The organism is Martinezella lusitana, assembly GCF_014207095.1.
Lineage (GTDB): Bacteria > Pseudomonadota > Alphaproteobacteria > Rhizobiales > Rhizobiaceae > Rhizobium > Rhizobium lusitanum_B.
In genome coordinates, this window is the sequence record NZ_JACHBG010000027.1 from 66,145 (window position 1) to 77,922 (window position 11,778).

Genomic DNA, 11,778 nt, shown 5'->3' on the forward strand with positions numbered 1-11,778 from the left:
TCACGACCTTTGGAACATGGCGAGCATGCGCCGCGTCACGAGGAAACCGCCGACAATATTGATCGTCGCGACCAAGACAGACAGGGCGGCGAGAATGACGACCAGCCAATTGCCGGAACCGATCTGCAGCAACGCACCGAGAATGACGATGCCGGAAATGGCATTCGTGACCGCCATGAGCGGCGTGTGCAGCGAGTGGGAGACGTTCCAGATCACCTGGAAGCCGATGAAGCAGGCGAGCATGAAGACGACGAAGTGGTTCATGAAGCTCGGCGGTGCGAATGCACCTGCCAGAAGCAGCAAGGCAGTTCCGCCGGCAAGCAGCATGCCCTGGCTCTTCGTCTGCGCCTTGAAGGCCTCCGTCTCCTGTGCCCGCTTCTGCTCGGGCGTCAGCTCCGCGGCTTTCGGTTTTGGCTTTTGCGCCGCGATCGCCTGCACTTTCGGCGGTGGTGGCGGGAAGGTGATCGCGCCTTCGAAGGCAATGGTCGCTCCGCGGATCACGTCGTCCTCCATATTGTGGACGAGTTTGCCATCCTTGCCGGGCGTCAGATCCGTCATCATGTGCCGGATGTTGGTGGAATAGAGTGTCGAGGCCTGCGCCGCCATGCGACTTGGAAAGTCGGTGTAGCCGATGATGACGACGCCATTGTCGGACACCACACGTTGATCTGCGATCGTAAGGTCGCAATTCCCGCCGCGCTCGGCGGCAAGATCGACGATCACCGAGCCCGGCTTCATCGCGGCCACCATGTCCGCCAACCAAAGTTTGGGCGCATCACGACCCGGGATCAGCGCGGTGGTGATGACGATATCCATGTCCGGCGCAAGCTCCCGGAACTTCGCGAGCTGCTTCTCGCGAAACTCGGGCGATGATGGCGCCGCGTAGCCGCCGCTTGCCGCACCGTCCTGCTGTGTACCGGCAAAATCAAGATAGGCGAACTCAGCTCCCATGCTCTCGATCTGCTCGGCAACCTCGGGGCGCACGTCGAAGGCGTAGGTAATGGCACCAAGCGAGGTGGCGGTACCGATTGCGGCAAGTCCGGCGACACCTGCACCGATAACAAGGACTTTTGCGGGCGGTACCTTGCCTGCCGCCGTCACCTGTCCGGTGAAGAAGCGACCGAAATTGCTGCCGGCCTCAATGACCGCGCGATAGCCCGCAATATTGGCCATCGACGACAGGGCATCCATCTTTTGCGCGCGCGAAATGCGTGGCACCATATCCATCGCGATGATATTTGCGCCCGTGGCTCTCGCTTGATCGAGCAATGTCGCATTCTGCGCCGGATAGAAGAAGGAAATGAGCGTCTTCCCCGGTCCGAGCTTTTCGATTTCAGCCACTTCCGGCGGACGGACCTTGGCGATCACATCAGCGGATGCGTAGAGCTCGTCGCAGCTCTCGACGACCGTAACACCTGCCTCACGATAGGCCTTATCTGAAAAGCCTGCCGCCTTACCGGCGCCGCTTTCGATAAGACATTCGTAGCCGAGCTTTTGCAATTTCAGCGCGCTTTCGGGTGTCATCGCGACACGCGCTTCGGCAGTGGACCGCTCCCTTGGAGCTCCAACTCTCTTCTGCATTTATGTTTAATCCTCTCTCCACTCGTCCGCTCCACATCGGCCGAGCACCAACCGATGCAGCAACAACAAGGAAAATTGAGATTGTCTAGTGCACAATGACGCTAACATGACTGCTTTTTGCGGACGATCGAGATCTCTAATCGATTTTAATCGTATCGAGCCGCCAGACTCCATATGACATAGAGAGGTGGATCAGTGGCCTGCGGCAAATCCTACCCGCGCGCGCTTGATAAATGACAACCTGCCCTTCCCCGCTCTGCCAGTTCAAAGCTGCAGGTTTCGCCGCCTCCCCTACCGAACGGTATCATCGTGTCATGCGTATTGCGCGAAGCCCCGACCGAGCGACCAGTTCTCCTTCTCGACCTCGACAAGCGACACAAACACGTCATCCGATCGAAGGCCCGGATCCTCGCCAAGCAATTCGGCGATACGGTGGAACAGCACTTTCTTCTGCTCGACAGTGCGGGTGTTGTTTGCGGTGATCTGGATAAACACGAGATCGTCGCTGCGGACCATGCCAAGATAGGCCGGGTCGTAGCGAAAGTTCGCTGCCTCATGCTCCGTGATGATTACGAAGTCGTTGTCTTCGGGCACGTTGAATGTTTCGTGCATCGCACGGTGGAAGCTGTTGCAGATCGCCTGGCGATAGCCTTCGGGTTTTCCTGCGCGCAGAGCGATGTGAGTGAGCGGCATCGAGAGATCCTTTCGAATTTGTCCTGGACTGCAGGTTAGCCGCCGATCTATTATTTTCATACGCTATGGATAGTGATTTTAATAATAACGACTGGAAATGATGGGCGCTCCACTCGATCTCGACGCCGTACAGGCGTTCCTCCACATTGCAGAGCTTGACAGCTTCACACGTGCTGCCGAAGCCATGCAGACGACACAAGCTGCGATCAGCCTGAAGCTGAAGCGCCTCGAAAAGAGGCTTGGCCACCGGCTTGTCGAGCGAACGCCCCGCCATGTTCAGCTTTCAGCACATGGTGCAGCATTCCTCGAATCGGCTCGCCACCTGCTGGAGGCACATGATCGCGCCCTCACCACATTTGCGCAGACCCGGCAGCGTCTCACCATAGGCATCAGCGATCACGTCGCAGGCCCGGAGCTTCCGGCATTGATCGCGCGTATGAACGCACAGGATCCGCAATTGCTGATCGAAATCCGGATAGGTTCGTCAGGTGACCTGCTACAGAGCTTCGATCGACGCGAGCTCGACACAGTTATCGTTCGCCAATATTTGGGCCGGAGCGACGGAGAGCTTCTGGCGGAAGAACAATTCGGCTGGTTTGCCGCGCCAAATTGGCAACGACGCGCGGGCGAGCCTCTGCCGGTTGCCACGATGGCCGAGCCGTGCGGCGTGCGTGCCTTGGCCGAACAGCATCTCGATGCCGCCGGTGTGCCATGGACAGAGGTGTTCGTTGGGGGCGGTGTTCCAGCAGTCGTTGCGGCTGTCATGGCAGGGCTTGGTGTTGCCGCATTGGCGCCGCGCATGTTGCCGTTTGGCGCAGTCGATGTCGGCGCCAGGCTCGGTCTTCCCGATCTCCCACGCTTGCCGATCCTCCTGCATACAAGGATCAGGGCCGGTCGGCCAAGTGACGCGCTTGCGGCTCTTGCGGCGGCGTTCAGGAGTGCGGTGCGAGGCTAGCAGGCTCCTCCGCCCAAACGCAGTTGCTACCCATGGCGTCCTGCCGAAACCGCGCTTTGTTCAACGAGAGTTGGGTGCGAGAGCGATTTTCGCATCCACCAGAGTCGAGAGGGCGGGGCCGAACCGTTCAGCCTCAGAAATGCCATTGATCAACTGGTTACATCGCTGCTCGGCTGACACACGGCGCGAAATGCGACATTGGGCAGATCGCGCCGAAGGTGTAGATGTTGTCGTACCGTCCGGTCTGGTCAGTAGCGATAGTAGCGGCGATGGTGGTGATAACGGTGGTGGTGGTGACGAGCCTTGTACCAACCGCGATGATGGCCACGCCAATAATGGCTGCGGTAGCTGCGGTGCGACCGCCAGCGGTGAGGACGATGATGTCGCGGACCATGCCAATGGCGACGATGATCATAACGGACCGTCTGAACGGACGATTGGATCTCCGGCTTCGTCATGTTCGTCATCGGTGCCGCGGACGCAGCACCCGCACCGATCAACATGCCGAGACCAAGAAGCGACGCAAGCAGATATTTAAAGATTTTCATAGCGAACCTCCGTCAATGTGATGATCCTGAGACCACGCGGCTGAACACAGCATGAATGGTCGTTTCTCGCTTATTCCGATCGCGATTTCGACCAGACTCCGCTCACGTGGAGCTTCGAGCAAAGGCGGGACCATAGCCTGCACGCGACCTAAGCGGCAGAACTGCATCTAGGTCCTTTCAGTCCAAAGTCCGCATTTGATCGAGACTTTGGTCCATGTTCATGAACAGCTCATATGGCATATTAACATCCGAGGCGAGGTTGAGGCTTTGCCAATGAATGTGTCCAAATCGGATGGAACGAAAACATGAAAAAAATCGCGATCTTAGCACTGGCAGTCGCGGCGACCTTCTCTGCGTCACCGGCATTCTCCCAGGTTTACTTTGAGTACGGGGTTCGGCCCAGTTACGACTATGATCGGCCACCGCCGCGGTACTATCGTTACCCACCAGCCTACGCATATCATGACTATTACGACGGCCCGAGATATCGCTATGATCGGCACTGCTGGACAGAGAGGCAGTATGCGTACCGGCATCACCATCGGGTGGTGATTCGCAGGACCGTCTGCGATTAAGGCACGGGAAAGCCGACTGCCTCCAGGGAGAGATTGGAATCCAAATACTCCCGCACAGGTTCGGGCATCTAATGACATCCTGCTCGGTCCGCTTATGGCATCGTCAAAGCGGCCCGAGGTTTTGTCAGTCCACCTCCGACAAGACCCTGTTATCGCCACATATCAGAACAGTGCTGTCATCCGTCGAAACGACAAGGGCCGCCATACCGCTGGCGGCCCTTCTATCGTTGTGAGACTTTACGGCAGCGCTTAGAACGCCTTGCTCGCCGCCAACCCGGCGCCGATCGACTTTTCGCGCTCGCCTTGGAGGTGGAACAGCAGATTGGTATCGAGACCCGCCGATCCGGCGTCTGCAGCAAGAGACCTGCCGTGACGGAGCTGCGGCACCGGTACCGTCGAGACCGGAGAAGCCGTCTGTCAGACCGAGTTTCGGCGCTAGCTTCGAACCGTTTTCAAGCGTGAGGGGCCACCGATTTCGCCGCCCAAGCTGGTGCGGCACCACTCCTCGACCAGGTGCAATGGATCGCCGAGATCCGCCTGATATTTCCACCATGCAAGTACCGCGGGCCACCTATCGTCAACCGGGTTATGAGGTGACCTATCGCCGGATCGAGTCCTGTTGGGGGCGGAGACTCGATCCGACGATAGAGCCGGCTGTTACACCGGCAGGGGGATGGCGCCCATCGGCGCCAAACTTGCAAATGACGGCGGCGGAAAAACTGCCGTCAAAATATTCAGCAATCGGAACATCCGCTCCGAGAGGCCACGAGCGCCGCGCCCTTAATTGACAGTTGTTTCATCGTCATCAATCGGCGTCTCGGTTTCGGATTTCTTTTCGAGAGCCTCACGCACTTCCGCGATCTTTCCCGTATTTGTTCCGGCGCCAAGAATGCTCTTTGCTTCGGCAAGCTCCTGGCTTGTGACCGGCTTGTTCGACAGCTGCTGCAACGCCGAACGCAGGGCGTTGTCGCTAAGCGCGGGATCCGTCGGCACGGCGGTTGTTCCATATTGTATTTCGAACTCGGCATAGGCCTTCACATAGGCTGCGAGCGCCGCCATCTTGGGATCCTTGGAGTTCAGATAGGCATGATAGTTTCTGTTCAGCGAATGAAGGCTGCCGGCGCCGAGCTTGGAGCTGTGCTTTTCCGTTTTCTCATCATGCGTCTTGGAATGCTTGTCCGAATGATGTGATTTTTCCGACGATGAAGAGCCCTGGCCCGTGGATGCGTTTGCAGACGTGCCGTCCGTGTCGTTACCACCAGCTTTTTCATGGTCGGATTTTCCTTCACCATGACCTCCGCCGTTGCCGTGACCGCCGTCTCCGCCTTTGGCGAAAGCCGTCTGTATGAGGCCGACGGCACTTCCTCCCACGGGGGCGACTGCCAAGATGAGGCCGAGGCTTGCGGTGCTGACGATTGAACGGATTTTCATGCGCAGTTCCTTTACGAAAAAGCCGCCGCCTTCAGCGGCGGCCGTGTCTAGCAAATCATCTCGCACTACAATATTGCCGAAATTCTAGGTTTCTACACCGCTTGGACCTATGCCTTGGGCATTTGGACCATAGTCTGATTGATCGCGCCCGATGGTCGCTTAGATTGCTGAGGCGGATAGCAGGACCCTTTTGGGGCGAAAGCGCTGATGATGCCGATGAGCGGCAGTTGACACCCGTGTCTGTCGGGATAGCTATAGGAGTTGGGAGATCAGTGCTGATAATGCCGGTTCTGCGAACAAACCAAAAATACAAGATATCTCTGGTGGGTTTGATCGCGCGCTGGAATTCTCAATCCTTGGCGCGGCAGTTCCTGCTCGCGGGTGGCTTGGTCGCGCTCTGTGCGATGGTCGTCGTGGGGGCCTTCGTCGCCAGTCTGATCGAAAACGCGGTGACGCGCAATTCCGCAGCAACGACTGCGCTTTACGTCGATAGCGTCATCGCTCCACTTCTGCCGGATATGCAAACGACCCAAATCCTCGACGACTCCGTTAGACAGGCACTGGATGAGACGCTCGGCCAGGGTGCGCTCGGCAATCGGCTATTTTCCTTCAGGCTTTGGCGCAACGACGGAACCGTTCTCTACTCCAACGACAAGAACCTTTCCGGGAAGCAATTCCCACTTTCAAACGACCTCAGAATGGCCTTTTCCGGCCAGATGGTCGCGAAGTTCAATCGGATCGACGATGTCGAAAGCGAGGCCGAACGCAATAGCGGCAAGCCGCTCCTGGAAATCTACAATCCGGTTCTGCAACCCTGGTCTGGCAAGGTCGTCGCTGTTTCCGAATTCTACGAAGTCGCCAACGATTTCGAAGGGAGCCTCAATCAGGCCCGTCTGCTGAGCTGGCTCGTGGTTGCCGCATTTACGATGACGTTTTTCGCGCTTTTGTCGATTATCGTTCTACGGGGCAGCCGCACCATTGACAGCCAGCGCGAGGCGCTCAACGGCCGCATTGGCGAACTATCGGCCCTCCTGCGGCAGAATGAGGCTTTGCGTGCACGTGTTCAACGAGCAACGCAACGGTCCGCCTCCCTTAACGAGAGCTATCTGCGCCGCATCGGTGCCGACTTGCACGACGGTCCGGCGCAGCTGATCGCCTATGCCTCCTTGCGTCTCGACAGCCAGACCCTCATCGCGCCAACCACGCAACCCGATGAGCGTGAGGCATCCTTGAAAACCATCAAGTCCAGTCTCGATGATGCCATGACGGAAATCCGCGGCATTTGCAGCGGGTTGATGCTGCCACACATCGAGACGGATACGCTGACGGACCTCCTGAAACGCGCGATCCGCGCGCATGAGCAACGCACCGGCGTTTCCGTTGCGCTCTCCTTGGACAAGACACCCGCCGACCTTTCCACGTCGGCAAAGATATGCATCTATCGTTTCGTCCAGGAGGCACTCAACAATGGCTATCGCCATGCCGGGGGCATTGGACAGAAGGTTGCGCAATCGTCGGAGGACGGGCAGATCATTGTAGAAGTAGTCGACAAGGGGCAAGGTTTCGATACGAGCGGCGTCGCGCCGCAAAAGCTTGGCCTTGCCGGCCTTAGAGATCGTGTCGAAAGCCTTGGAGGGACCTTTCAGCTTTCATCATCCGATCGCGGAACCACCGTGCGAATGTCATTGAATATCGAGGAAATGGAGCAGGCATGACAGCTGCAATCAGCTTGGCGGTCGTGGACGATCACCCCCTCTTCAGGGAGGGAGTGATCCGAAGCCTGACCGAAATGGAAGGGCTTAGCATCGTCGGGGAAGGCAGCAGCAAGGACGACGCGCTGCGCATAGCAGCGACCCATCGCCCCGATGTCCTGCTGCTCGATATTTCCATGCCGGGAGGCGGGCTGGAAGCCATCTCCCTTATACTCGAGCAAATACCCGACCAGAAGATCGTGATGCTGACGGTTTCCGAGGCAAGCGACGACGTCATGGCGGCGCTCAAGTATGGCGCCAAGGGCTATGTATTGAAAGGCGTTGGCGCGCGCGCACTCGCCGATATCATTCGTAGCGTTGCGGCCGGCAACAGCTATGTCGCCCCCACTTTATCCGCACGTCTGATTTCGGAAGGCGGATCGAGCACCGAGGTCAATCCCTTCGTCGCACTCACAGATCGGGAGCGAGAGGTGCTGGAACTGGCATCTGGCGGATTGAGCAATAAGCATATCGGCCTGAAACTGGATCTGCACGAAAAGACCATCAAGCATCATATGACCCAAATCTTCGCCAAGCTTGGCGTCACCAACCGCACGGAAGCTGCGATGGCGTTTCGCGACGAGCTTGAAAAGCGCCGTCAATGAAGGAAGGATCTAAGCCGCTCTTCATCGGCGGCCGTTGCGTCGCGGTTGACGATTGTTCGTCCTTTTGAATCCCTCATAACGTAACGCCCGCTCCGGATGTTTTCGCTGATGCCGTCCTTGTGACGAACGGTGAGCGAGCCATTGCCCTCGTTCACGGATTGATCGGAATAGGTCTGACTTTGCGTCGCGCTCTTGGTACCCGACTGCTGGCCATTGTCGTGCCCCTTGCCGTTTGAGCCGCTGTTGCCATTCCCGTTCCCGCCACCATTACCATTGCCGCCGCCGTTGCCGCTATTGCCACCGCCGTTACCGTTGCCGCCGCCGTTTCCACCACCGTTGCCATTGCCGCCACCGTTACCGTTTCCACCCTTGGCTTCGGCCATTTGCTGCGCAAATGTCGCGGACGTGCCGTGAATGCTCATGGTGTAGGGAAGCACCGTGTTGACCAAGGTCAACAGCAGGCACGGGAGGGCGGCAACTAGTTTACGGCGCAACAACACACCCAGCCTCCTCAGGCTCCGGTTGGATCCGGCGATCAATGCGGCGCAAAACGCCACCGCAGACCACCGACTGGCAAAGTTTTGATTCCCTATCAAATCGTCTCTATGCTGCGAGCGGTCAAGTCTAATCAAATGGATAAGGCCCCGTTCGGACTTCAGCAATCGCACAAGCGACCTTTCGCCGAAACAACATCAGACCAACGTCGGAAGGCGTGACCGACCGAAGCCCCATTGCAGCTCGTCTTATCAAAAGCTGCTCCTCCGTATTCTTCTATGCCGCGGGCAAACGCTCTAGCCAGGTCGCCTTTGGCTGCGTCCAGCCAGCTGTCGCGCTATTCGCCGGACTGCAGGCGAATAGCGGATGGAAGCTTTCCCGATCAGAAGCTCGCTTCTTGGGCAATACTCGTATTTGCCTGTCGTTGCAGATGATCGACTGTGAAATCCATGAAAGCCCTGACCCGCGCAGAGACCATATGCCCCTCGCCATGCACGAGATGGATCGGAACCGGCTCGCGCTCATAATCTGCAAGAATGATCTTCAACCGGCCCGCCTTGACGTCCTGCGCCACCTGATAGGATTGGAACCGGGACAAGCCGGCGCCTGCAATTGCTGCGGCAATCGCCGTATCATTCGTGTTGCAGATCAGCGACGACTTGATCGGAACACGGATGTTGCTGGCCTTGCCGAACAGCCATTCTGACTGCCCGAACAAGCCGTCGCGCCCGATGACCTGGTGATGGCGAAGATCTTCAGGAGTTTGCGGCTCGCCAAACCTGGCAAAATACTCAGGAGAGCCGCAAAGAACCTGCCTGATCGAGCCAACACGTCGGGCGATCAGGCCGGAATCGGGCAGCGACGCGATACGCACGGCAATGTCCAAGCCCTCTTCGACCAGATTGGTCACCCGATCGACAAAGACGGTTTTGACCTTCATGTTCGGATAAAGGCGAAGGAAATCGAGAATGGCAGGAAGCACATGAATTCGCCCAAAGAGCACCGGAGCCGTCACCGTCAGCACGCCTGCCGGCTGCGTGTAGCTTCCGGCGGCATTGGCTTCGGCTTCGCTAATGTCGGCAAGGATCCGACGGCAGTCTGCCGCGTAGCCCTCGCCCGCCGAGGTGAGCTTCATCGAGCGGGTCGTTCGCACCAGAAGGCGCGTTCCGATATTGTCTTCTAGCTGAGCAATCGCACGCGTTACCGAGGGCGCGCTCATGTGCAGACGCTTTGCGGCAGACGCAAAGCCTCCGCTTTCCACGACCTGCGCGAAAATTCGCATTGCCTGTAACCGGTCCATGCATGCATCCCTCCTAATTATTTCAGATTATGAAATGGTTAGATGCACCTTTCAATGCTTATCGACATATCGATTAATAGTCATAGTTCCTGCCGTCAGATCCCAGGAGGCAGCCATGAAACTCTACTATCACCCCCTCTCCGGTCATTCTCATCGCGCTCGACTGTTTCTGTCGCTGCTCGGAGTGAAGCACGAGCTCGCGTTCGTCGATCTTTCGGTCAAGGCGCATAAGCAGCCGGAGTTTCTCGCCCTCAATCCCTTTGGACAATTGCCCGTTCTTGACGATGACGGGACAATCGTCTCGGATTCCAACGCCATCCTCGTGTACATCGCCAAGAAGTTGGGGCGGACGGACTGGTTGCCTGAAGACCCGATTGGAGGTGCTGCCGTTCAGCGTTGGCTATCCGTCGCAGCCGGCCAGATCGCCTATGGCCCGGCAATGGCGCGTCTGATCACAGTTTTCAATGCACCATTTCGTTCCGAGGAAATCATCCCTCGCGCACATGCCATTCTGATGCTGATAGAAGCGGCACTTGACGGTCGCGAATGGATCGCCACGGACAAGCCGACGATCGCCGACATCGCGCTCTACAGCTATGTGGCTCGCGCGCCAGAAGGCGATGTCGATCTCGCGCCATATCCGCGTATTCTTGGCTGGCTTACGAAAGTCGAGGCGCTGCCAGGCTTCGTCGAATTCCAGAAGACCCCCGTCGGGTTGGCGGCATGACGGATATAGCGATAGGTGCGGACCTACCACGACCATCGCCGTGGCACGACGGCGAGGTCAGTCTGCAGCGATCGGCCGATGTCGAAGGCCGCATGAGCGAAATCGGCCCCAAGGTCATCCGCAATCATCTGATCGACCAGCACCGAGAGTTCTATCCGCTTCTGCCCATGGTCGTCCTTGGCGCAGTCGATGACGACGGCGACGCCTGGGCAACGCTGCGCGCCGGCAGGCCGGGCTTTCTCCAGGCAGCCGATCCCTATCACCTTGGCGTCACGCTTGCCCGGGAGGGTGCGGACCCGGCGGATGCCGGAATGGAGGATGGCCGGGAAATCGCCCTTCTTGGCATCGACCTTGCGACGCGACGCCGCAATCGCCTGAATGGCACGCTGCAACGCCATGCGCGGGGTTTCGACATCACGGTCGATGAGAGCTTTGGCAACTGTCCGAAATATATTCAGGCGAGAAGCGTCAGCTTCATCCGCGACCCGGCCGACGTAACCGATATGCCCCCAATTGTAAGTTCGGCACTCGACGATACCGCCCGCGCCCTCATCAGCCAAGCAGACACGTTGTTTGTTGCATCCTATTTCGAGGGCAAGGGCAAGCGCCGCGTCGATGTCTCCCATCGCGGCGGACAGGCGGGCTTCGTCCGTGTCGGTGACGACGGCTGGTTGACGATCCCGGATTTCGCTGGGAACCGGTTCTTCAATACGCTCGGGAACATCGCATTGAACCGGAAGGCAGGTGTGACATTCGTAGACTTTGCCTCGGGAGGACTCCTGCAAATGACCGGCGATGCCGCTCTTTTGCTTGATCCCGCGCCGGACCTTTCGCTTAAGGGCGCCGAGCGCTATTGGTGCTTCCGCCCTAGGCTCGTGGTCTGGCGTCCCGACGCCCTGCCGATCCGCTATGACCTGACGGAATGGTCGCCATTCAGCCTGGCGACCGGAACATGGGAAAATCCAGACACCAGGTCCTAGATCGCCTTTAGCCTCCTTGACGTTGGACGCAGAGAAGCCCGCATTAGGCGGCGTGGACAAATTTGAGCCAGTATCTGGCGGTGGCCAGATGGACCATGCCGAGGAAGCTGTTTGCCAGTTGGTCGTAGCGTGTGGCG

General features: G+C 58.2%; 11 protein-coding genes. 5 read left to right on the forward strand and 6 right to left on the reverse strand.

Features of this window, described 5'->3' with window-relative positions; genetic code table 11:
• Nucleotides 1–1,581, reverse strand: a complete 1,581-nt coding sequence (locus tag GGD46_RS29895) for a Re/Si-specific NAD(P)(+) transhydrogenase subunit alpha (protein WP_184710610.1) — start codon at nucleotides 1,579–1,581, stop codon at nucleotides 1–3.
• A gap of 312 nt (nucleotides 1,582–1,893) precedes the next feature.
• The gene (locus tag GGD46_RS29900; RefSeq protein ID WP_184710612.1) at nucleotides 1,894–2,274 is read right to left on the reverse strand and encodes a tautomerase family protein; all 381 of its coding nucleotides are present in this window, start codon (nucleotides 2,272–2,274) and stop codon (nucleotides 1,894–1,896) included.
• 97 nt (nucleotides 2,275–2,371) lie between these two features.
• Here GGD46_RS29900 and GGD46_RS29905 point away from each other — a divergent pair, with 97 nt between their 5' ends.
• Nucleotides 2,372–3,229 carry a LysR family transcriptional regulator gene (locus GGD46_RS29905; protein ID WP_184710614.1) on the forward strand — a complete coding sequence of 286 codons (858 nt, stop codon included), beginning with the start codon at nucleotides 2,372–2,374 and terminating at the stop codon, nucleotides 3,227–3,229.
• A gap of 157 nt (nucleotides 3,230–3,386) precedes the next feature.
• On the opposite strand, the gene GGD46_RS29910 is transcribed toward GGD46_RS29905, so the two are convergent.
• Together GGD46_RS29910 and GGD46_RS29915 are read right to left on the reverse strand one after the other, a co-directional pair.
• On the reverse strand, nucleotides 3,387–3,644 hold the full coding sequence (locus GGD46_RS29910; protein WP_184710616.1) for a hypothetical protein: 258 nt from the start codon (nucleotides 3,642–3,644) through the stop codon (nucleotides 3,387–3,389).
• 1,488 nt (nucleotides 3,645–5,132) lie between these two features.
• On the reverse strand, nucleotides 5,133–5,783 hold the full coding sequence (locus GGD46_RS29915) for a hypothetical protein (protein WP_184710618.1): 651 nt from the start codon (nucleotides 5,781–5,783) through the stop codon (nucleotides 5,133–5,135).
• A gap of 281 nt (nucleotides 5,784–6,064) precedes the next feature.
• Here GGD46_RS29915 and GGD46_RS29920 point away from each other — a divergent pair, with 281 nt between their 5' ends.
• Nucleotides 6,065–7,498, forward strand: coding sequence for a sensor histidine kinase (locus GGD46_RS29920; protein WP_184710621.1), 1,434 nt, complete (start codon nucleotides 6,065–6,067; stop codon nucleotides 7,496–7,498).
• Nucleotides 7,495–8,139: a response regulator transcription factor gene (locus tag GGD46_RS29925; protein WP_184710623.1), complete on the forward strand. Its 645-nt coding sequence runs from the start codon at nucleotides 7,495–7,497 to the stop codon at nucleotides 8,137–8,139. Before GGD46_RS29920 ends, GGD46_RS29925 begins: the two co-directional genes overlap by 4 nt.
• Here the strand turns inward: GGD46_RS29925 and GGD46_RS29930 are convergent.
• Complete coding sequence (locus GGD46_RS29930; RefSeq protein ID WP_313206342.1) at nucleotides 8,133–8,639, reverse strand: hypothetical protein; 507 nt, start codon at nucleotides 8,637–8,639, stop codon at nucleotides 8,133–8,135. The two genes, GGD46_RS29925 and GGD46_RS29930, sit on opposite strands and share 7 nt — an antisense overlap.
• A 377-nt stretch (nucleotides 8,640–9,016) precedes the next feature.
• Nucleotides 9,017–9,934, reverse strand: coding sequence for a LysR family transcriptional regulator (locus GGD46_RS29935; protein ID WP_184710625.1), 918 nt, complete (start codon nucleotides 9,932–9,934; stop codon nucleotides 9,017–9,019).
• A 115-nt stretch (nucleotides 9,935–10,049) separates the two neighbouring features.
• On the opposite strand from GGD46_RS29935, the gene GGD46_RS29940 reads away from it, so the two are divergent.
• Both GGD46_RS29940 and GGD46_RS29945 read left to right on the forward strand, forming a co-directional pair.
• Nucleotides 10,050–10,661 (forward strand): glutathione S-transferase family protein, encoded by a 612-nt coding sequence (locus GGD46_RS29940; RefSeq protein ID WP_184710627.1) that lies wholly within the window; start codon nucleotides 10,050–10,052, stop codon nucleotides 10,659–10,661.
• Nucleotides 10,658–11,641 carry a pyridoxamine 5'-phosphate oxidase family protein gene (locus tag GGD46_RS29945; RefSeq protein ID WP_184710629.1) on the forward strand — a complete coding sequence of 328 codons (984 nt, stop codon included), beginning with the start codon at nucleotides 10,658–10,660 and terminating at the stop codon, nucleotides 11,639–11,641. The genes GGD46_RS29940 and GGD46_RS29945 overlap by 4 nt, the downstream gene beginning before the upstream one ends.
• The last annotated feature ends 137 nt before the right edge of the window (nucleotides 11,642–11,778 follow it).